The sequence below is a fragment of the Thiocapsa bogorovii genome, assembly GCF_021228795.1.
GTDB classification, from domain to species: Bacteria; Pseudomonadota; Gammaproteobacteria; order Chromatiales; family Chromatiaceae; genus Thiocapsa; species Thiocapsa bogorovii.
This window is the reverse complement of record NZ_CP089309.1, coordinates 3,843,368-3,864,947: the sequence shown is the minus strand read 5'-3', so window position 1 is coordinate 3,864,947 and position 21,580 is coordinate 3,843,368. Positions and strand designations below refer to the sequence as shown.

Annotated in this window: 20 protein-coding genes; 9 read left to right on the top strand and 11 right to left on the bottom strand. The window is 63.7% G+C overall.

What is annotated here, in order from left to right; all coding sequences use genetic code 11:
* Positions 1-46 precede the first annotated feature (46 nt).
* Positions 47-1,087, bottom strand: a complete 1,041-nt coding sequence (locus LT988_RS17245; protein WP_232406765.1) for a GlxA family transcriptional regulator — start codon at positions 1,085-1,087, stop codon at positions 47-49.
* A gap of 108 nt (positions 1,088-1,195) precedes the next feature.
* Between LT988_RS17245 and LT988_RS17240 the strand changes: the two genes are divergently transcribed.
* Complete coding sequence (locus tag LT988_RS17240) at positions 1,196-2,284, top strand: class I SAM-dependent methyltransferase (RefSeq protein ID WP_232406764.1); 1,089 nt, start codon at positions 1,196-1,198, stop codon at positions 2,282-2,284.
* A gap of 192 nt (positions 2,285-2,476) precedes the next feature.
* On the top strand, positions 2,477-5,959 hold the full coding sequence (gene mfd, locus LT988_RS17235; RefSeq protein ID WP_232406763.1) for a transcription-repair coupling factor: 3,483 nt from the start codon (positions 2,477-2,479) through the stop codon (positions 5,957-5,959).
* 122 nt (positions 5,960-6,081) lie between these two features.
* On the opposite strand, the gene fur is transcribed toward mfd, so the two are convergent.
* Positions 6,082-6,504 (bottom strand): ferric iron uptake transcriptional regulator, encoded by a 423-nt coding sequence (gene fur / locus LT988_RS17230; protein ID WP_232406762.1) that lies wholly within the window; start codon positions 6,502-6,504, stop codon positions 6,082-6,084.
* A 140-nt stretch (positions 6,505-6,644) separates the two neighbouring features.
* Here fur and LT988_RS17225 point away from each other — a divergent pair, with 140 nt between their 5' ends.
* A complete protein-coding gene (locus tag LT988_RS17225; protein ID WP_232406761.1) occupies positions 6,645-7,139 on the top strand; it encodes an outer membrane protein assembly factor BamE in 495 nt (164 codons plus the stop codon).
* A gap of 44 nt (positions 7,140-7,183) precedes the next feature.
* On the opposite strand, the gene LT988_RS17220 is transcribed toward LT988_RS17225, so the two are convergent.
* The 9 genes from LT988_RS17220 to LT988_RS17180 all read right to left on the bottom strand — a co-directional run bounded on the left by LT988_RS17220 (position 7,184) and on the right by LT988_RS17180 (position 15,525).
* Positions 7,184-7,516 (bottom strand): RnfH family protein, encoded by a 333-nt coding sequence (locus LT988_RS17220; protein WP_232406760.1) that lies wholly within the window; start codon positions 7,514-7,516, stop codon positions 7,184-7,186.
* Positions 7,506-7,940, bottom strand: coding sequence for a type II toxin-antitoxin system RatA family toxin (locus LT988_RS17215; RefSeq protein ID WP_232406759.1), 435 nt, complete (start codon positions 7,938-7,940; stop codon positions 7,506-7,508). Before LT988_RS17215 ends, LT988_RS17220 begins: the two co-directional genes overlap by 11 nt.
* A 195-nt stretch (positions 7,941-8,135) precedes the next feature.
* On the bottom strand, positions 8,136-9,521 hold the full coding sequence (locus tag LT988_RS17210) for a sodium-dependent transporter (RefSeq protein ID WP_232406758.1): 1,386 nt from the start codon (positions 9,519-9,521) through the stop codon (positions 8,136-8,138).
* A complete protein-coding gene (gene glmM / locus LT988_RS17205) occupies positions 9,518-10,882 on the bottom strand; it encodes a phosphoglucosamine mutase (protein ID WP_232406757.1) in 1,365 nt (454 codons plus the stop codon). The genes LT988_RS17210 and glmM overlap by 4 nt, the downstream gene beginning before the upstream one ends.
* Positions 10,883-10,898: 16 nt before the next feature.
* Positions 10,899-12,827 carry an ATP-dependent zinc metalloprotease FtsH gene (gene ftsH / locus LT988_RS17200; RefSeq protein ID WP_232406756.1) on the bottom strand — a complete coding sequence of 643 codons (1,929 nt, stop codon included), beginning with the start codon at positions 12,825-12,827 and terminating at the stop codon, positions 10,899-10,901.
* Positions 12,828-12,910: 83 nt separating this feature from the next.
* The gene (gene rlmE, locus LT988_RS17195) at positions 12,911-13,531 is read right to left on the bottom strand and encodes a 23S rRNA (uridine(2552)-2'-O)-methyltransferase RlmE (protein ID WP_232406755.1); all 621 of its coding nucleotides are present in this window, start codon (positions 13,529-13,531) and stop codon (positions 12,911-12,913) included.
* 5 nt (positions 13,532-13,536) lie between these two features.
* On the bottom strand, positions 13,537-14,391 hold the full coding sequence (locus LT988_RS17190) for a hypothetical protein (protein WP_232406754.1): 855 nt from the start codon (positions 14,389-14,391) through the stop codon (positions 13,537-13,539).
* 216 nt (positions 14,392-14,607) lie between these two features.
* Positions 14,608-14,976 carry a high-potential iron-sulfur protein gene (locus LT988_RS17185; RefSeq protein ID WP_232406753.1) on the bottom strand — a complete coding sequence of 123 codons (369 nt, stop codon included), beginning with the start codon at positions 14,974-14,976 and terminating at the stop codon, positions 14,608-14,610.
* Positions 14,977-15,105: 129 nt separating this feature from the next.
* A complete protein-coding gene (locus LT988_RS17180) occupies positions 15,106-15,525 on the bottom strand; it encodes a C40 family peptidase (RefSeq protein WP_232406752.1) in 420 nt (139 codons plus the stop codon).
* 407 nt (positions 15,526-15,932) lie between these two features.
* Between LT988_RS17180 and LT988_RS17175 the strand changes: the two genes are divergently transcribed.
* The 6 genes from LT988_RS17175 to infA all read left to right on the top strand — a co-directional run bounded on the left by LT988_RS17175 (position 15,933) and on the right by infA (position 21,575).
* Entirely contained in the window at positions 15,933-17,189 is a 1,257-nt protein-coding gene (locus LT988_RS17175) for a cation:proton antiporter (RefSeq protein WP_232406751.1), read from the top strand.
* A gap of 143 nt (positions 17,190-17,332) precedes the next feature.
* A complete protein-coding gene (gene trxB / locus LT988_RS17170; RefSeq protein WP_232406750.1) occupies positions 17,333-18,298 on the top strand; it encodes a thioredoxin-disulfide reductase in 966 nt (321 codons plus the stop codon).
* A gap of 233 nt (positions 18,299-18,531) precedes the next feature.
* Positions 18,532-19,716 carry a GNAT family N-acetyltransferase gene (locus LT988_RS17165; protein ID WP_232406749.1) on the top strand — a complete coding sequence of 395 codons (1,185 nt, stop codon included), beginning with the start codon at positions 18,532-18,534 and terminating at the stop codon, positions 19,714-19,716.
* Positions 19,713-20,477: a leucyl/phenylalanyl-tRNA--protein transferase gene (gene aat / locus LT988_RS17160; protein ID WP_232406748.1), complete on the top strand. Its 765-nt coding sequence runs from the start codon at positions 19,713-19,715 to the stop codon at positions 20,475-20,477. Before LT988_RS17165 ends, aat begins: the two co-directional genes overlap by 4 nt.
* Entirely contained in the window at positions 20,474-21,232 is a 759-nt protein-coding gene (locus LT988_RS17155; RefSeq protein WP_232406747.1) for an arginyltransferase, read from the top strand. Before aat ends, LT988_RS17155 begins: the two co-directional genes overlap by 4 nt.
* A 124-nt stretch (positions 21,233-21,356) precedes the next feature.
* Positions 21,357-21,575, top strand: coding sequence for a translation initiation factor IF-1 (gene infA / locus LT988_RS17150; protein WP_007193303.1), 219 nt, complete (start codon positions 21,357-21,359; stop codon positions 21,573-21,575).
* The last annotated feature ends 5 nt before the right edge of the window (positions 21,576-21,580 follow it).

Here is a 21,580-nt window from a genome sequence, read left to right as displayed (position 1 = left end):
CCGGAGGGAATGCGCCGTCGCGTCTCAGGCGCGATCCGTTGGGGGCTCAGCATGACCCGCGAGGGAGCTTGCCGATCGATTGAAAACGCTGTCGATAGCGTGCCGGGGTGACGCCGGTCCGCCGTTTGAAGAGCCGCCGGAAAAAGGTTGGATCCTCGTAACCGACACGATGGGCGATCAGATCGGTGGTCTCGCTGGTGGTCTCCAGCAGGTGCTTGGCCTCCTCGACCCGTAGGGTCTGGACATACTCGACCGGCGAGTAGCCGGTTGCAGCCTGGAAGCGTCGTTTGAAGGTGCGCTCGGCGAGACCGGACTCGGCGACAAGACGGGCCACCGGATTGTCGAGGCTGTAGTGCTCGGCGATCCACGCCTGGCAGCGTGCAATGACGGCGTCCTCATGACGTCGAGGCCGCGCACCGGCGGCGTAGAGCATCTGGCCTTCGCTGCGATCGCCGAACAGGAAGAGCTTGGCCAGGCGCACCGCCTCGGCCTCGCCGCAAAACCGGGCAACCAAATACAGCGCCAGATCCTCCCAAGCAGCCGCACCGCCGCTGGTGACGATGCGTCCGTCTTCTCCGCTCAGAGAGAGGATGCGTTCCGGACGCAATCGCACCCCGGCGTAGTAGTGCTTGAAGAGACCCGTGACGCTCCAATGACTGGTCGCCTCCTGGCCGTCGAGCAGGCCGGCATCGGCCAGTAGGACGGAGCCGGTGCAGACCGAGCAGAGGGTTGCGCCGGAGCGGTAGCGCTCGCGCAGCCAGCGCGCTTCCTCCGGCCAGCGACCGCGCGGATCGCTGTCGGCGGCAAGGGCCAAGTCGGTGACGACGATGATATCGGTCTCGGTGACCGTATCGATGCCTGCGTGCGGGGCGATCGGGATGCCCAAGGGACTCGGGAAGGGTGTAGCACGGGCGGCGAGGATCTGCACATCGAGACGGGCGGCGGCGGCCGGCTCGCCGGTCAGCTCGGACCAGGTCACACCGACCGAGGAGAAGACCTCGAACAGGCCATAGAGTGCAGCCGGCATGCTTTCAGGCAACGCCAGCAGGCTCACGGACACAGGTGCCGGGTGTCGCTCGCGGCTCATCGTAAAATCTTGACCGAAATGCCCCGTTTTTGTCCAGCATGCCTCTGCCGCGACCCGGCGATCCGGAGGATCCTGAGCCTACCCCGCCAACAACGCCGGAGCACAACCATGTCACTGTCACTCGCAGAGAAACCGACCTTCGATCAACAAGACGCCGAAACCTTTGCCGAGCGCATCGGGCAGATCCTCGACTCCGGTGCCGTCGCCGTCATGCTCTCGATCGGACACCGCACCGGGTTGCTCGACCTCATGGCCAAGCTGCCGCCGAGCACCAGCCACCGCATCGCCTCGGAGGCGGGACTGTCGGAGCGCTATGTGCGCGAATGGCTTGCGGCCATGACCACCGGTCGCATCGTCCGGTACGACCCGGTGCGTCGAACCTACACGCTGCCGGCCGAGCATGCCGCGTGCCTCACGCGCGACGGGATCATCGGCAACTTCGCCGTCTACGCCCAGTATGTGACCCTGATGGGCCAGGTCCAGGATCGCACACTCGCCTGCTTCGAGACCGGGGATGGTCTGGGCTACGGCGACTTCCCGGACTTTCACCAGGTGATGTGCGAGGACAGCAACCAGACCGTGGTCGCGCAGCTCTTCGACACGCTGCTCCCGCTGGTCCCCGGACTCAACCGGCGCCTCGAGGCCGGGATCGAGGTCTTGGACGCCGGCTGCGCACGTGGCCGGGCCCTGATCGCGATGGCGCAGCGTTATCCGCGCAGCCGCTTTACCGGCTACGACCTCTGTCCCGACGCCATCGCGGATGCGACGCGCGACGCACGGGCGAACGGAACGGAGAACGTCCGTTTCGAAGTGCGGGACCTGAGCCACTTCCAGGAGCGGGAGCGGTACGACTTCGTCGTCTCCTTCGATGCGGTGCACGATCAGAAAGACCCCCGGGACCTCTTGAGACGCCTCTGCGGGGCGCTGCGTCCCGGCGGTGTCTATCTGATGCAGGACATCGGCGGCTCCGCACACCTGGAGAAGAATCTCGACTTTCCGATGGCATCGCTGCTTTATGCGATCTCCTGCGTCCACTGCACGCCCGTCTCGCTCGGACAAGGCGGAGAGGGACTCGGCACCATGTGGGGTTGGGAGACCGCGGAGGGGATGCTGCGCGAAGCCGGCTTCGCGGAGATCGAGCGGCATGTGCTTCCGCATGACCCGATGAATGTCTGGTTCGTCTCGCGGAAGGGTTGAGTGCGGCGAATCGCGGCCGACTGCCCCGCTCGTGCACTGCCGCCAGCTCGGCGGCGTGCGCGACGCTGCATGCGAGCGCGGAACCGGAGGCTCTACACCCGATGCTGACGAGGGCAGGACCGCGTGCACTGCAACCGCGGCGACGCTGTGCGAGAATCCTCGCCTTGTCGTCGTCGCGAGGTAATGCCGTCCATGCACCCGGTGGCCCTGAAGAAGATGCCGTCTCCGCTCGGTCCGCCGCTGCCCGGTCGACCCGGCGAACGCCTACTGTGGGGGCGACTGTACGGCGCAAGCGTCGCGCTCGCGATCGCGGAGGCCGCCCGCGCGCATGAGGGACTCATCCTGGCTGTCGTGCCGGATGTTCAAGCCGCCGCGCATCTTCGCGCCGAGCTCGGATTCTTTCTGGCAGGGAGCGGGCTTGCGCTGCTGGGCTTTCCGGACTGGGAGACACTGCCCTACGACGTCTTCTCCCCGCTTCCGGAGCTGGTCTCGGAGCGGCTGTTGACGCTGCACCGCTTGCCGGGGCTCGAGAAAGGTGTCTTGGTCGTCCCGGTCGGCACCCTGATGCAACGCTTGCCGCCGCGCGAGTACGTGGACAGGCAGTCCCTGGTGCTCGCGGTCGGGGATCGGCTGGACCTGGACGCGACCCGTCGCCGCCTGGAGCGTGCCGGCTATTCCTGCGTCTCCCAGGTCATCGGTCACGGCGAGTATGCGGTGCGCGGGTCGCTGCTGGACGTCTTCCCGATGGGCAGCGAGGTCCCGCTGCGGATCGATCTCTTCGATCAGGAGATCGAGACCATCCGGACCTTCGACCCGGAGACCCAGCGTTCTCAGGAGAAGCTCGAGCAGGTTCGGATGCTGCCGGCGCGCGAGTTCCCGCTGACCGAGGAGGCGATCTCGGGGTTTCGCCAGCGCTATCGGGCAAGCTTCGAGGGCGACCCGCAATCCAGCCTGGTCTATCGCGAGGTGTCGGAGGGGCGCACGCCGGCCGGGCTTGAATACTATCTGCCGCTTTTTTTCGAGGCGACCGCGACCCTCTTCGACTATCTGCCCGCGGGCGTCCTGGCCTTGGAGTCCGACGCCTGTCGCGAGACCGCAACGACCTTCATTGCCGGCGTCGCTCAGCGCTACGAGCAGCGTCGTCACGACATCGAACGTCCGCTCCTTGCGCCGGCCAAGCTCTATCTCCACCCCGACGAGATGGCCGGGGCGCTCAACCGGCTGTCGGGCGTTCTCTATCAGTCGCACGAGGTGACGGATCGACGCAAGGGGTATGCGGCGTTCCACAACTTCGCGACGAGCACCCTGCCCCCGCTCGCCATCCAAGCGCGCGCGGCGCATCCCGCGCAAGCCTTGCAGGACTTTCTGAGCGCGCCCGAGCGTCGGGTCCTGTTCGTCGCCGAGAGTACGGGGCGGCGCGAGATGCTCGCCGAGCACTTGGCCGGGTTCAACATCCGCGCCCGTCAGGTCGATGGCTGGCAAGCCTTCATCGACGGCGATCTCGACCTGGCGTTGACCGTCGCCCCGTTGGAGCGCGGGCTCGTGCTGGAAGACCGCGGCATCGCCCTGGTGACCGAAACTCAGCTCTATGGCGAGCGGGTGCGCCAGGAGCGGCGGCGCCGAGCGCGCGAGCGCGACAGCGACGCCATCGTGCGCAACCTCACCGAGCTGACCGAAGGTGCGCCGGTCGTCCACGAAGAGCACGGTGTCGGGCGTTATCTGGGGCTACAGACCCTGCAGGTCGGCGGCATGACCACCGAGTTCCTCGCGCTCGAATATGCCAACGGCGACAAACTCTATGTCCCGGTCAGCTCGCTGCATCTGATCTCACGCTACACGGGCGCCTCGCCCGAGAACGCGCCCCTGCACCGTCTCGGGGGCGAGCAGTGGGACCGGATCAAACGCAAGGCCGCGCAGAAAGCGCACGACGTGGCCGCCGAGCTGCTGGATATCTACGCACGGCGCGCCGCCCGCGAGGGCGTAGCCTGCCCTGCCCCGGGGGACGACTATGCCGCCTTCGCCGCCGCCTTCCCCTTCGAGGAGACGCCCGATCAGCTGCGCGCCATCGAGGGTGTGATCGCGGACATGGAAGACGCCAGGCCGATGGATCGGGTGGTCTGCGGCGATGTCGGCTTCGGCAAGACCGAGGTGGCCATGCGAGCGGCCTTCATGGCCGTGCAGGGCGGACGTCAGGTCGCCGTACTCGTCCCGACCACATTGCTCGCCCAACAGCATTTCGAGAATTTCTCGGACCGCTTCGCCGACTGGCCGATCAAGATCGAGAGCTTGTCGCGGTTTCGCACCGCCAAGGAGCAGAAGAAGGTGCTGGAAGGTCTGGCCGACGGCACGGTCGACATCTTGGTCGGGACCCACAAGCTGCTGCAGCCCACTCTGAAATTCAAGAATCTGGGACTGGCGATCATCGACGAAGAGCACCGTTTCGGGGTGCGCCATAAGGAGCAGCTCAAAAACCTGCGCAGCGAGGTCGATGTCCTCACGCTCACGGCAACGCCGATTCCGCGCACGCTCAACATGGCCATGTCCGGCCTGCGGGATCTGTCCATCATCGCCACGCCGCCGGTCGAGCGTCATCCGATCAAGACCTTCGTCAGCCCGTGGAGCGACAGCCTGATTCAGGAGGCGGTGCTGCGCGAGCTCAAACGCGGTGGTCAGGTCTATTTCCTGCACAACGAGGTCGAGACGATCGAGAACCAGGCACAGAAGCTCGAGGCCCTGATCCCGGAGGCGCGCGTGCAGGTCGCGCACGGACAGATGCGCGAGCGCGATCTCGAGCGGGTAATGCGCGACTTCTATCACCAGCGCTTCAACCTGCTGGTCTGCACCACCATCGTCGAGAGCGGTATCGACGTTCCGAGCGCCAACACCATCGTCATCAATCGGGCGGACAAGCTCGGTCTAGCACAACTGCATCAGCTGCGGGGACGGGTCGGGCGCTCGCACCATCGCGCCTATGCCTATCTCATCACGCCACCGACCAAGGCGATGACGGCGGACGCCAAGAAGCGCCTGGAGGCAATCGAATCGATGGAGGATCTGGGAGCCGGCTTCACGCTCGCGACCCATGATCTCGAGATCCGCGGCGCGGGCGAGCTGCTCGGGGACGAGCAATCCGGTCAGATCCACGAGGTCGGATTCTCGCTCTACATGGACCTGCTCGAACGCGCCGTCCAGGCGCTCAAGGCCGGTCGCACGCCCGAGCTCGATCGTCCGCTCAGCCACGGCGCCGAGATCGACCTCGGCCTACCCGCCCTCTTGCCGAGCGACTATCTGCCCGACGTGCACGCGCGGCTCGTGATGTACAAGCGGATTGCGAGTGCCGCCACGACAGGCGATCTTCGGGAGCTGCAGGTGGAGATGATCGATCGCTTCGGTCTGCTGCCCGAACCGGCCAAGAACCTGCTCGAGATCACCGAGCTGAAGCTGAAGGTCCAGCCGTATGGGATCCGCAAGATCGAAGCGGGCCCGGCGAGCGGGCGAATCCTCTTCGACGAGACGCCGAGCATCGACCCCGGCAATCTGATCCGCCTGATTCAGCAGAGGCCGAAGGAGTTCAAGCTGGACGGCAGCGACAAGTTGCGGTTTTACCGGGACATGGCCGAGCCGCAGCGCCGGCTACAAGAGGTCAATGCGGTGCTCCGGCAATTGATGGGGTGACGGCCGCAAGGGGTGGCCGCGTCGGCAACAGGGCCGACGCCGGCCTAGCGGAAAGCACGATATCGCCGACCGGGCTCCGCGTAGCGTCCGGGCGGGGCGAAGGACACACTAAACTCCCAGCCTCAACGCCTCTTCGTCTTCTCGCACTCCGCGCAGATGCCGTAGAGTACGAGCGAGTGATCCTCGATCCGGAAGTTGCGCTCCTCGGCGATCTTGGACTGGCGCTCTTCGATGATCGGGTCGCAAAACTCCACGACCTTGCCGCATTTGACGCAGACCAGATGGTCGTGGTGGTCTCCGCTGTTGAGCTCGAAGACCGACTGCCCGGTCTCGAAGTGACGCCTACACACGAGCCCCGCCCCCTCGAACTGGGTCAAGACGCGGTAGACGGTCGCAAGCCCGATCTCCTCGCCGTTGTTGAGGAGCTCCTTGTAGACATCCTCGGCGCTCAGGTGGCGCTTACCGCAGTTCTCTAGAATGGCGAGGATCGCGACCCTGGGTGCGGTGACCTTGAGACCCGCCTGTTTGATCTGCTCGATTTCCAAATCCCATCTCCCCGTCTGAGGCAGTTCCCGCGCCGCGCGCGGGCCTGCCCGATTCGTCTTCTGATTCGTCGCCACGATGATCGGATCGGGGCGCTGCTGTATCATGCCTGGGTTCACTCCAAACGCGCTGTTTTCAAGACATGCGAAAGTTGGTCTATTTCTCGATCCTCGGCTTCCTGGTCACGCTCGCGATGGGCGGCTGCTCCCGTGACAAAAAGCCCGAAGAGTACCGGGGCTCTGTCCTGGAAGATCTCCCATTTGTCTATAAGATGACGGTGCAACAAGGCAATATCATCACCGAGGAGATGGTCGATCGCCTGGAGCTCGGGATGAACAAGCGCCAGGTCCAATTTCTGTTGGGTACGCCCCTGCTGACGGACTTCTTCCAGACCAATCGCTGGGACTACACCTATACGATCCAGCGCGGGCACGATCCCATGGAGATCCGCTACCTGACGCTCTATTTTCAGGAAGATGATAGCCTTGCGCGTATCGAGGGCGATATTCGCCCGAACCCGGCGCGCGCGGAGTCGAGAGAACCGCAGGAAATGGTCGTGTCTGTTCCCGACTACAAGGAACGCAAAGGTCTGATCACACGCGGTTTGGAAACGATCGGCTTGGAGCCGAAGAACTAGCGGCCGCCCAGGTGAAGAGCCCGGTGCGATCGCGATGCGCCGGCTCAGGTCCCGGCACTTGAATCTGCATCCGTACCGCCTTTGCGCATGACCTTCCCTTCCGATGCGCGTCGTTTACGCGCTTCCTTGGGGTCGGCAATCAAGGGGCGATAGATCTCGATGCGATCGCCATCCTCCAAGACCTGATCTAATTTGGCCAGCTTTCCGAAAATGCCGACTTGGTTGACGGCCAGATCGATCTCGGGACAGCGCGAGAGCACGGCGGATTGCTCGATCGCCTGACGCACCGTCGCGCCGATGCGCACCTCGAGGGGACGAAGCACTTGGTCGTTCTCACCGACATAGGCCACGGACACCTTCAGATAGTCAGTCACCATAGACCTCTTCGGCACGCCGACAAAAGGCATCCACCAGTGTATTGGCGATCTGGTGAAAAACAGCTCCGAAGGCCTTGTCGATCAGATGTCCGGAAAACTCGAACTCCAGCTCAAGCTCGACCTTGGAGGCATCCTCGCGCAACGGGATGAAACGCCATCCACCGACGAGTTTTCGGAAGGGGCCGTCGAGCAGATCGATGTCCATCCGCCGATCTCGCTCGAACCGATTACAGGTGCTGAAGGTCTGGCGAATCCCCATGCGGGCCACCTCGATCTGGCCGCAGATCTTCTCGTCGGTCTCGGAAATGACGCGCGTCTTATCGCACCACGGCAGGAACTTCGGGTATGAGCCGACATCGTAGACGAGGTCGAACATCTGCGATGCCGAGTAAGGCACCAGAGCACTTTTTCTAACGATAGCCACTTCTAAACCGCGTCCCGAGTGAAAAACCGACGTTTATGCAGAGCCTGCGCCTCGAGGGCATCCAAAGCCGTGTGCGTGACGCGGTTTAGAAAATGAAAGATCTCGATTCAGTCGCTCGACCGTCGTCGACCCACGCACTTGGAGACGAACGTCGATCCACCTGTGGCCGAGCCTGGCGACTTCTCTCGGCGCACTTTACCCGAGTCCGATCCACCCGAGAACGCCGACGGCATTCAGCAGCACGATGCCGACGGCAATGGGGGCGACATACCGGATCAGCAACCGCCAAAGCCGGAAGGCCGGGCCATCGTCCATCTGAAGCTCGTCCGAGGAGGAGGCCCGCGACAGCATCCAGCCCGCAAAGATCGCAATCAGGACACCGCCGAGGGGCAACAGGATGTTCGCGGTCAGGAAGTCGAAGAGATCGAGAAACCCCTTGCCGAAGATCTTGACCTCCGACCAGGCATTCAACGAGAGCAGACAGCCGATGCCCAGCAGCCAGACGGTAAGCCCGCCCAAGACGGATGCGCGCACGCGACTAAAGCTCATGTTCTCGACCAGCCAGGCCACGAGCGGCTCCAGGAGGGAAATGGCCGAGGTCCAAGCCGCGAAGAGGAGCAGCACGAAGAACAAGGCTCCAAAGAAAGACCCGCCCGGCATGTCCCCGAAGGCGATCGGCAAGGTCTGAAAGATCAGACCGGGTCCGCTATCCGGAGCCAGGCCGTGGGCGAAGACAATGGGGAAGATTGCAAGCCCGGCCAAAAGGGCGACCAGGGTATCCAGTCCGGCGATGATCATGGTGTTTTGCGCGATCGAGGAGTCGCGCTTGAGATAGGACCCGTAGATCATGATGGCGCCCATCCCGAGGCTCAGGCTGAAGAACGCTTGGCCCATGGCGCTGAGGATCGCCTCGCCAGCCTTGCCTTGAAACTCGGCGAAGTCGGGCTCGAAAAGATAGGCAACCGCCTTGTCGAAATCGCCGGCCTGCATGCCGTATCCGACCATGACGACGAGGAGCACGAACAGCGCCGGCATCAGGATGCGCACCGCCTTCTCGAGACCGCCCGCCACACCGCGCGCGACGACCAGCACCACCATCACCATAAAGATGGTGTGCCAAGCGAGCAGCCGCTCTGCGTCGCCGATCAGACCCGAAAACATCTCGCCTGCACCCGCTCCGTCGATACCGGTGAAGAGTCCGGTCGCGGCTCGGAAGATATAGCCCATCGTCCAGCCGGCAATCACACTGTAGAAGGAGAGGATCAGGAAGCCCGCAACGATGCCCATCCAACCCAGTAATTGCCATGCCGGCGCTCGGCCCTCCGCGCTGGCGAGGACGCGCATGGTGTTGATCGGACTGCGCCGGCCCCGCCGCCCGAGCATGATCTCGGCCATCATGATCGGGACGCCGATCAGGACGACACACAGGATATAAACCAGGACGAACGCGCCACCGCCGTACTCGCCGGCGGTATAGGGAAAGCGCCAGATGTTCCCGAGACCCACGGCCGACCCGCTCGCGGCCAGAATAAAGGCCAGACGAGTCGACCACATTCCATGGATAGAGCTGGTCGCGGTCAAGACGCCAGCCCATCCGCTGACGGCGCAATCTGGTCGCGGACGACATCGGCCAGCCACTCGGCAAGACGTCGGACCTCGCTTGCGTCGACGCCCTCGACCATGACGCGCACCAGCGGCTCGGTCCCGGAGGGACGCAGCAGAACGCGCCCCCGGCCCGCAAGCGTCTGCTCGGCGGTCTGTAACGCATCCTGCACGACAGGCAGCCCGACGATATCGCGCCGTGCGTCCAACCGGACATTGATCAGAAGTTGAGGATACGGCTCAACCTCGGCACAGATCTCATGCAAACCCGTGTCGAGGCGTTTCAAACCGGCCAGGACCTGCAAAGCCGCCACGATCCCGTCACCCGTACTGGTGCGGTCGCGACAGATGATGTGTCCGGAAGGCTCGCCGCCGAGAATGCCGTCAGAGCGCTTCAGATGTTCCATGATGTAGCGATCGCCGACCTTCGCGCGCACGAATCCGACACCGAGCCGCTGCAGCGCATGCTCGAAGCCCAGATTGCTCATCAGGGTGCCGACGACATCGCCGCGCATCGCCCCGTCGGCAAGACGGGCCTTGGTAATGACGTACAACAGCCGATCGCCGTCGATCAATTGTCCCTTGCCATCGACCATCAGCACGCGGTCGCCGTCGCCGTCGAAAGCGATGCCCAAATCAGCGCCTTCCTGCACGACAGCACGGCATAAGGCGTCCGGATGGGTGGAGCCGACATCGCGATTGATGTTGAAACCGTCCGGATCGGCGCCGAGGCGCACCACCTCCGCACCGAGCTCTTCGAAGACATAGGGCGCCGTGTTGTAGGTCGCGCCGTTGGCACAGTCGACGACGACCCGCAGACCACGGAAATTCATGCTCGTCGGAACGGTGCTCTTGCAGAACTCGATGTAACGCCCGTTGGCGTCGTCGATCCGCTTGACCTTGCCCAAAGCGGCCGAATCGACGGTACGCAGAGGCCGCTCGAGCTCGGCCTCGATCGCTTCCTCGATGTCGTCCGGGAGTTTATCGCCGTCCGCCGAGAAGAATTTGATGCCGTTGTCTTGATAGGGATTGTGGGAGGCGGTGATGACAATACCGGCCGAGGCGCGAAAGGTGCGGGTCAAATAAGCGACGCCCGGCGTGGTCATCGGCCCGAGGAGACGGATGTTCACGCCCGCCGCCACGAGCCCTGCCTCCAAGGCCGACTCGAACATGTATCCCGAGATCCGCGTATCCTTTCCGATCAGAACCTTGCCGCCATTACCCTGACCGAAGACGCGCCCGGCAGCCCAGCCGAGCTTGAGGACGAAGTCGGGCGTGATCATCCCCTCCCCGACCCGTCCACGGATCCCGTCCGTTCCGAAATAACGACGTCCCGACATGTCCACCTCCGTGTGATTAATGCTCGCCTGCAGGTCGCCCGAGCGTCCCGTCGTCCGTATCGGCCTTCGTTGCAGCCTGTCGCGCACGATCGGAGCGACGACCGGCCGGACGGCCGCCGGTTTCCTCGTCCTCCCAGTCGCTCGGCGGACGCGGCGGGCGGCCGGACATAATGTCGTTGATCTGCTCCGCGTCGATGGTCTCGTACTTCATCAACGCGGCAGACATGGCGTGTAGCTTGTCCATGTTGGCGACGAGCAGACCACGGGCTCGTTCGTAGTTGCGCTCGATGACGTTGCGGATCTCTTCGTCGATGAGATGCGTCGTCTCGTCCGAGACGCTCTTGTGCTGCGTGACCGAATGCCCGAGGAAGACCTCTTGCTCCTCCTCGCTGTAGGTCAGCGGACCCAGCTTGTCGGACAGACCCCACTTGGTCACCATGTTGCGGGCGATCTCGGTCGCACGATGGATGTCGTTTTGAGCGCCGGTCGTGACGCTTTCCGCACCGAACACCAGCTCCTCGGCCAAGCGTCCGCCGAAGAGGCTCGAGATGCTGCTCTCCAGGCGCTGTTTGCTGTAGCTGAAGCGGTCGTCCTCGGGCAGAAAGAGCGTGACACCGAGCGCGCGGCCGCGCGGGATAATGCTGACCTTGTGGACCGGGTCGTGGTCGGGCACCAGTCGACCGACGATGGCATGGCCGGACTCGTGATAGGCGGTCAGGCGCTTTTCATCGTCGGACATGACCATGGAGCGACGCTCTGCGCCCATCATGATCTTGTCTTTCGCCTTCTCCATATCGTCCATGTCGACCATCTTCTTGTTCGACCGAGCAGCGAAGAGAGCGGCTTCGTTGACGAGGTTGGCGAGATCCGCGCCCGAGAACCCCGGGGTACCGCGCGCCAAGACCGACGCCTTGACGTCCTCGGCCGCCGGGATCTTGCGCATGTGCACCTTCAGGATCTGCTCGCGACCGCGCACGTCCGGAAGGGGGACGACCACTTGGCGATCGAATCGACCCGGACGCAGCAGCGCAGGATCCAACACGTCGGGGCGGTTGGTCGCCGCGATGACGATGACGCCCTCGTTGCCCTCGAACCCGTCCATCTCCACGAGGAGCTGATTCAGGGTCTGCTCGCGTTCGTCGTGACCACCGCCCAGGCCGGCACCGCGATGCCGGCCGACCGCGTCGATCTCGTCGATGAAGATGATGCAGGGTGCATGCTTCTTGGCCTGCTCGAACATGTCGCGCACGCGCGAGGCGCCGACACCGACGAACATCTCGACGAAGTCCGAGCCCGAGATGGTAAAGAAGGGCACCTTGGCCTCGCCGGCAATCGCGCGGGCAAGCAGGGTCTTGCCGGTTCCGGGCGGGCCGACCATGAGGACGCCTTTCGGGATCTTGCCGCCGAGCTTCTGGAACTTGCTCGGATCGCGCAGGAAATCGACCATCTCCGAGACCTCGTCCTTGGCCTCTTCGGCACCCGCGACATCCTGGAAGGTCACCTTGACCTGATCCTCCGAAAGCATCCGGGCACGGCTCTTACCGAATGACATGGCACCGCGACCGCCGGCACCGCCCTGCATCTGCCGCATGAAGAAGATCCAGATCCCGATCAAGATCAAGAGCGGGAACCAGTTGATCAGAACTTGCATCAGAACGGATTGTTTTTCGGGGGGCGCCGCCTTGATCACGACGTCGTGGTTCAGGAGGTCCCCCACGAGTCCGTCGTCACCGGGGCTGAAGGTGGTGAACCTCTGACCGGAAGAGCTGAGTCCCTCGATCGTGCGGCCCTGAATGGTCACCTCCTTGACCTCGCCCTGTCGCACCTGCTCGATGAAATCCGAATAGGTCAGGGTCCGCGGGGTCGTGGGCGCGGTGGTGAAATTGTTGAAGACGGACATCAGCACGACGGCGATGACCACCCAAAGAAGTATATTTTTCGCCATGTCATTCACGGCTGCTTGCCCCTGCTGATGGTGGACCGACGCGATGGTGTCGAGGTCGAACGATCGAAATTAGCACCGACGCCTCAACGATGAAAGCCTTTGGCGACCAGGTAGAGCTCCCGACTCTGGGGTCGCGATGATTTGGGCTTACGACTGACCACTTTGGAAAAGCTCCTTCGCAGCTCGGTCAGGATGTCGTCGAAGCCCGTTCCTTGGAAGACTTTGACGACCAGCGAACCGCCGGGTTGCAGACGCAACCGCGCAAGATCCAGGGCTAATTCCACGAGATACATCGAGCGCGGCTGATCCACGACGGTCATACCCGTTATGTTGGGGGCCATATCCGAGAGCACCAGATCGAGGGACTCGCCGCCCAAGGTCGCGCAGAGTTGCTCGAGCATCTCGGGCTCGCGAAAGTCACCCTGCATGACGACGACACCGGCCAGTGGATCCATCGGCAACAGATCGAGCGCAACGACACTGCCGCGCCCCCCGACCAGACGTGCCGCGATCTGGGACCAACTGCCCGGTGCCGCACCCAGATCGAGCACCCGTATCCCCGGGCGAAAGATCCGATCCTTCTCCTGGATCTCGAGCAGCTTGTAGGCAGCACGCGAACGATACCCCTCGCGCTGCGCGCGCTTGACGTAGGGATCGCTATGCTGCCGATCCAGCCATTTCCGACTCGAGGCTGTTTTCGCCATATCGGTTAGAGATCGTGCACCCAAGAAAATCGGAAGAACTCGAGCAGCATTCCGGCGAGCGCGCCGCCGAACAGCCCCCCGAGGATCGCCATCGGGATGCGATCATGCATGGCCGCGCTCGCGGATTGCCACAGCCCGGCATCGAAGTCGATCAGAGGACCGATCATCATCCAAACGCTGCCGGCGGCCAAACCTGCCAGCGTTGCCATGACCAAGGACTCGATGATGTAGCAAGGTTTTGACTCGCAATGGATTCGATGCGACAGCGACAGCCACCAACGCACGGTCGAGACATAGAGTACCCCGTTCACACTCACGAGAAAGGCCAGCACCGCGAACGAGGAAAATGGATTCGGATGGAAGGGCTCGACCAACGCCAAAACGCCGCCGCAGATCGCGCCGGTCGCCAAGCCGGCCATGGTCTTCCCCGGGACATGTCTCGAGCAACGCGCGGGAAAGCTCACGGCCAGGCCGACCAGACCCGCGACGCCTCCCGCCACCAAAACGACATGAAAGACTGCGATCCGCTCGTCGAAAAACATCAGGACGATGACCCCGACCAAGACACCGATGCCCGTCGCGATCAGCGCCACCTCACGCGCACCATAGAGCGCGGCACCCACCGCACCCGCCAAAGCTGCCGCAGCGATGTAGGTCCCGTGGCCGAACCCTAAGCCTTGGAACAACTCGGCGAGACCTGTAAACAAGGGCGCATAGATCATCCCGATCAGCCCCCAGACGATGCCTCGTAAGAGCGCGATGCGCCAGCTCGGGGCCGAGGTATCGCGGGAACGGATCGAGCCGCCGAAGGTTTGGGAAATCTCGGAGCTCGAGGACGAGGGGTATTGCGAGAAGGTCATGAGGGTCACCGGAGAACGTCTGGAAGAGATCGCGTTCTCGAAATCAAAGCAAAAACCGGACCTGGAAGTAGCGGTTATCGGGCGATCATGGGGACCGCAGGGTTGTCGGGTGTGACACGCGTCAAGGGCATCGGACACCCCGAGGTTCCGGGATGCAACGAGAAACGGGGCCAAACGGCCCCGTTACGGACAATCTAAGGCGAGCGATCGATGCGATCAGCCGGCCTTCAGGGTCCAGGACGCGCACCAGCCGTTGACGTTGATCAACTTGCCGGGGAACAGGCTGCAGCCGTGCCACTCTTCGGTCGCACCGGCGACGTCGGGGAGGTGGAACTGACAGTTTGCGCAGTGCTGCTCATCGGGCGGCAGGCCAGGACGCGCCGCAGCGGCTCGGTCGGACTGGGTCGCATCGGCATTGTACTTGAGCGCGACCGCGGTGGGATCGTTCGCCGCGACTGCGTTCGCAGGAACCTCGGCGCGCGCGGTGCCGAAGCCGACCAGATTGATGACCGGGATCGCGGCAGCGGTTCCCAGCATCACCTTGACAGCGTCGCGACGGCTCGTGCTCATTGGCTTATCGGACATGTTTGTCAACTCCTTCGAGTAATTCATATTGTGGTGACATCGACACCTCCGGCTCGACCGGAAGCTGTCGCGCATTGTGCTACATTGGTCCGAAAAACGCGAGGGGAAGGCCAAGCTCGATCGGGCAATTCAGTCGAGATACGTTCCGGCCCCCAGGTACCGTGCCTGCCAGTAAGGCGTCGAGAGCCGATCGAGTCGGACCTGTCGGCGAGACGTCGAGGCATGCACGAAACGCTCGTTGTCCACCATCAGCCCGACATGGTGCTGCCCCGGCCCGGTGCGAAAGAAGACCATGTCGCCGGGCCGCGGCTGACGACCCGGCACCGGCGTGGCCGCGCGCAGCTGATCGATCGAAACACGCGGGATCTCCACGCCGGCGACATGGTGTGCGTAATAGGTAAGCCCGGAGCAATCGAGACCCTCGCCGGGCGAGTTCCCCCCGTAGACATAGGGCGTTCCGACCTGAGACAAACCGGCCAGGACCACGTCCGCACGCGGCCCGGCGAGCTCGTTCCGCGAAGTGGCGCAACCGGACAAGATCTGGGGCATCAGAATCGCCCAGAGAATGCAACCGCCTGTTCGACGCATCACAATTCACACTCGATATACTTCGCAATTACCTGTAAACGAAACTTCTAGACTGTCATGCGCGAGGTGTCAAGTGAGCATCGACGCCCGCCCCGGCGGTGTCGCCGCTCCCGCGCTGCGCCAGGGTCCGCGAGCACGCGCGGCAGCCGATGCTTAACGGCGCGCCGAACCGACGAAGACGCGGCATAATCGTGCTGCGGCTGCGCACCGAAGGCCATCGTCGGAGCAGACGCGAAGCCGGCATCTCAAGCCCTGCGGGTCGATGCTCTGGCGATCACTCCGGGATGTGTTTAGTGAAGAAACATCGAACCGCCTGAGGCTCGCGGATTCGAGAACGCCTCGGCACAGCGAACAAGGACCCCACAACGATGCGACTTTTTGATGTTCTCGCCGTCCTGATCGGGTTTTCGGCACTCTTCAGTTGGCTGAACGATCGGTATCTCAAGCTCCCGAACACCATCGGCCTCATGCTGATCGCATTGGTGTTTTCGCTCTTGCTCTTGCTGCCGTTCCCGTTTGCGCGAGAGTTGGAGCAGGAGGTTCAGCGCATGCTGGCCAGTATCGATTTCAGCGAGGCCCTGCTTCAGGGGATGTTGGGCTTTTTGCTCTTCGCCGGCGCGCTCCACGTCGACCTGCGAGAGCTCTCAAGGCACAAGTGGGCGATCGCGGTCCTCGCCTCGGCAAGCGTCGTCGGCGCGACCATCCTCATCGGCTTCGGAAGCTGGCTCCTGTTCTTCGCACTCGGCATCGAGATCCCGCTCATCTACTGCATGCTCCTGGGTGCGCTCATCTCGCCCACCGACCCAGTCGCGGTCCTCGGCATTCTGAAGAATGCAAAGGCCCCGAAATCACTGGAGATGAAGATCACCGGCGAATCGCTCTTCAACGACGGCGTGGCGGTCGTGGTCTTCATGCTGTTGGCCGGTATCGCCGCCGGGGAGACGCCCCCGGCGATCGGCGACGCGCTGATGCTCTTTGCCACCGAGATCGTCGGAGGAATCGCGTTCGGCTTCTTCATCGGCTGGATCGCCCTCAACATGATCAGCAGGACGGCCAACTATCAGGTCGAGATCATGGTGACGCTGGCGCTGGCCATGAGCGGCTATGCCATCGCCGAGCATGCAAACGTCTCCGCACCGATCGCCATCGTGGTCGCCGGCCTGATCATCGGCAGTCGGGGTCGCTCCATTGCCCTGACCGAGGCCACCCGATATCGATTGGACGACTTTTGGGAGTTGGTCGACGAGATCCTCAACGCCGTGTTGTTCGTGATCATCGGGCTGGAGGTCCTGGCGATCAGCATGACCGGGCAATTCATCTCTGCCGGTCTCTTCGCGATCCCGTTGGTGTTGCTCGCACGTCTGGCCAGCGTCGGTCTGCCCTTTCGCATCCTGCGCCGGAGTCGCCACTTCGAACCCGGATTCCTGTCGATCCTGACCTGGGGCGGTCTGCGCGGCGGGATTTCGGTCGCTTTGGCCCTGACGTTGCCCGATGGCGAGCCTCGCGATCTGATCCTGACCGTGACCTACATCATCGTGGTCTTCTCCGTGCTGGTGCAGGGCCTGACACTCGGGCCTTTGGTCCGCCGCGTAGCCGCGAGTCCCCAGGGGACGAAGAACCCGTGAGCTCCGCATGGCCAACGCGGCGGCGCGGGTATCTCGCGCGAGTCTTCGAGCGCAGCTCTGCCGACCATCGACCGCAAGTCCGAACCGGATGCAATGCGGTGCACGATCCGAATACAACGCGCAATTGACTGGAGTATCGAGATATGAGCGAAACCAAGCACTGCCGGCTCTTGATCCTTGGATCCGGCCCCGCCGGCTACACGGCGGCCGTCTACGCCGCCCGCGCCAACCTGAGCCCGGTCCTGGTCACCGGGCTGGAACAGGGTGGCCAGTTGATGACGACGACGGACGTGGACAACTGGGCGGGGGACCCGGACGGCGTTCAGGGGCCGGACCTGATGGAGCGGATGCGTCGCCACGCCGAGCGCTTCGAGACCGAGATCCTCTTCGACCACATCAACACGGTCGATCTCGGAACCCGCCCCTTCAAGCTCACCGGCGACTCCGCCGTCTACAGCTGCGATGCGCTCATCATCGCCACGGGCGCCAGCGCCATGTATCTCGGCCTGCCCTCGGAGGAGGCGTTCCGCGGCCGCGGGGTCTCGGCCTGCGCCACCTGCGACGGCTTTTTTTATCGCAACCAGAAGGTCGCCGTCATCGGCGGCGGCAACACCGCGGTCGAGGAAGCCCTCTATCTGTCGAACATCGCCTCCGAGGTCATTTTGGTGCATCGACGCGACGCCCTTCGCGCGGAGAAGATCCTGCAGAAGCATCTGTTCGAAAAGGCCGAGCACGGCAACGTCAAGATCGCCTGGAACCACACCCTGGACGAGATCCTAGGCGACGCGACCGGTGTCACCGGGATGCGCATCAAGAGCACGTTGGACGACTCCACGCAGGATATCGATCTCCAAGGCGTCTTCATCGCCATCGGCCACAAGCCCAACACGCAGATCTTCGACGGACAGCTCGAGATGGCCGGCGGCTACATCAAGGTTCACAGCGGCATTGACGGCAATGCGACAGCCACCTCCGTGCCGGGCGTCTTTGCCGCGGGCGATGTCATGGACCATGTGTATCGCCAGGCGATCACCTCCGCGGGTACCGGCTGCATGGCCGCGTTGGATGCCGAAAAATATTTAGACGCCTTGGCGGCCGGGGGCCAATAGCGGCCCGGAGCATCTGACAGATCAGCGCATCTGGGTTCGTCGGAGAACAGGGCGCGTTCAGCGTGTGTGGGGAGCAAGGCGCGCCGACGGGTCGGAGCGGCCTACAGCGAAGCGGCGCGATGTCGGCCCGTCGTGCGATTCAGCCGAGGCTCCACGCGCGCTCGATCAGGCCTTGGGCACCGATCGGGCGCCCTCATGTGGCTCTTACCGGCGCGGCCCTCAGATCAATGCCCATGTATAGACTGACGACCCACTCGGCGATAGCCGACATCTCCGCGGACCAATGGAACCGGCTCGCAGGGGACGACAGCCCTTTCCTGCGCCATGAGTTCCTCGATGCCATGGAGCGTCACGGCTGCGTCGGGGAGTCACTCGGCTGGTTGCCGCGTCATCTCGCGCTGCACGACGCGGAGGGCCATCTGGTCGCGGCTGCGCCCTGCTATCTGAAGTTCAACTCTTACGGCGAGTTCGTCTTCGACTGGAGCTGGGCCGACGCCTACCGGCGCAAAGGGTTGCGGTACTACCCGAAGCTGGTGCTCGCCTCGCCCTACACCCCCGCGACGGGACCGCGGCTCCTGACCGGGGATTCGCCCGCGCGCCGGGATCACGCACGCGCGCTGATTCAGGGCGCGATCCGGGTGGCCGAGGAGGTGGGAGTCTCCTCGATGCATTGGCTCTTCACGGCGGACGACGAGCAGGCAATGCTCGAAGATCAGGGCCTGCTCAGACGCGTCGGCTGTCAGTTTCACTGGCACAACCGGGATTACAGCTCCTTCGAGGATTATCTCGGGGCCTTTACGGCCGAGAAGCGCAAGAAGATCAAGCGCGAGCGGCGGCGCGTCGTGGAGTCCGGCGTGCGGGTTCGACGCATCCCGGGGAACGCGGTGACGGAGGCGGAATGGGCCACCTTCCACCGCCTCTACTGCGACACCTTCGACAAGCGCGGCGGAATCCCGACCTTCTCCCTGCCCTTCTTCCAATCCATCGGCGAGACGATGGGCGAGAGTCTGCTGCTGGTGCTTGCAGAGTACGGCAACGACATCGTCGCCGCCGCCTTCGATCTGGTCGGCGCCCGCTCGCTCTACGGTCGCCACTGGGGATGTTTTCAGGACTTCCACAGCCTGCATTTCGAGGCCTGCTACTACCAGGGCCTGGACTACTGCATCGAAAAGGGTCTGACCCGCTTCGAGCCGGGCGCCCAAGGCGAGCACAAGGTCAGCCGCGGCTTCCTGCCGACCCCGACCTGGTCGGCACACTGGATCGCCGACCCGGCCTTCCGCGACGCCATCGCGCGTTTCGTGACGCTTGAGGCGGAAGGCATGGACGACTACATCGCCGAGATGCAGGCCCACAGCCCCTACCGCCGAGACGGCAGCCCATCGGCCATCCCGGCACCGGCGGGACGCGATCCAGAATGATCCCGCGTCTCGATCCGCACGACAGGTCCGCGTTCCCCGATGTTCGCCACGCCCTGCGCGAGCCTAACGGTCTGCTGGCGTTCGGCGGCGATCTATCCCCGGAACGCCTCGAAAGCGCCTACAGAAGCGGCATCTTTCCCTGGTTCAGCGAAGGCGATCCCATCCTATGGTGGTCCCCGGACCCGCGCACGGTGCTCTTTCCGCAATCCTTAAAGGTGCCGCGCAGCCTGCGCAAACGGCTGCGCAAGCAGACCTTCAGGGTCACCATGGATCGCGACTTCGGCGCGGTCATTCGCGGCTGCGCGGCACCGCGAGACGCACAGGGCGGCACCTGGATCCTCCCGGAGATGGTGATGGCCTACGAAACGCTCCATCGACGCGGGATCGCGCATTCGGTGGAGGTTTGGCAGGACGGCGAGCTCGCCGGTGGCCTTTACGGGGTTGCCGTCGGAGGCGCCTTCTTCGGGGAGTCCATGTTCAGCCGGGCGACCGACGCCTCGAAGGTTGCACTCCTGCATCTATGCGAGCGCCTGACGCGCTGGGGATTCGGCCTGATCGACTGTCAGATGCGCACCGAGCATCTGATCCGTTTGGGCGCCGTGGAGATCCCTCGCGACGAGCTGGTGCGTCGATTGGAACGACTCTGCCGGCTGCCCGCTCCGGAGACGTCCGGTGGACATCGGGATCGACACCGGGATCGAAGCTGGGACGACGGACGCGAGCATCTTCCCCTTCTCGACGGCAACGCGGAGACACTATGAATGCCGCGGACGGCCCCCTTGCCGGGCGCCATCTCGCCCTCTATTTGACCGGCGAGCACGCTTGCTCTTACCTCTCCGGGCGCCGTGCGCGCACCCTCTTCGTGGACCCGACAGCCCGCATCGACGGCGCGACCTACCAGGCTCTGGTCGATCAGGGATTCCGACGCAGCGGTTCACATGTTTACCGACCGGCCTGTCGAGGCTGTGCAGCCTGCGTGCCGGTGCGCGTACCGGTTGCGGAATTCGTCCCGAACCGCTCGCAACGGCGCAACTGGCGCCGTAATTCGGCCGAGCTGAGCCTCCTCGACACGCCGGCCGCCTTCAAGCGGAGCCATTTCGAACTCTACAGACGTTACCTCAGTGAGCGTCATCCCGAAGGCGGTATGGCGGACGATGCCTCCGAAGGAAGCTACCGCCGATTTCTGGTCGAGCGCTGGGGCGGCTCCACTCGCTTCATCGAGATGAGGCTCGGCGAGCGACTGGTCGGCGTGGCCGTGACCGACGTCCTCGAGCAGGGACTCTCCGCCGTCTACACCTTTTTCGATCCGACGCACTCGGAACGCTCGCCGGGAACCTTCGCAATCCTGGCGCAGATCGAAGCGGCCCGACGCATCGGCGCCCCCTACCTCTATCTGGGCTATTGGCTTCGAGACTCGCCGAAGATGCGGTATAAAGAGCGTTTCCGCCCGATCGAAGCGTGGGACGGCCACCGGTGGCTGAGCTTCGATCGTACCCAGCCGCTGGATCTCGGTTAGGTCCCTTCGGTCGATCGATGCGGCACGGAACGAATCGCGCTGCCCCGCCGAAACGTCCAACCTGTGATACACTCCCGGAGCTTCATGGCCCGGATCCGATCACGCAGTACAACACACAAAAACTATGTCAAAAGACGACGTAATCCAAATGGAAGGCACGGTCACGGAGACTCTGCCGAACACTGTTTTCAGGGTCGAGCTGGAGAACGGTCACACCGTCACGGCTCACATCTCCGGCAAGATGCGCAAGCACTATATCCGCATCCTTACAGGGGACAAAGTCACCGTCGAGCTCACGCCCTACGACCTCACGAAAGGTCGCATCGTGTATCGAGCACGATAGGCACG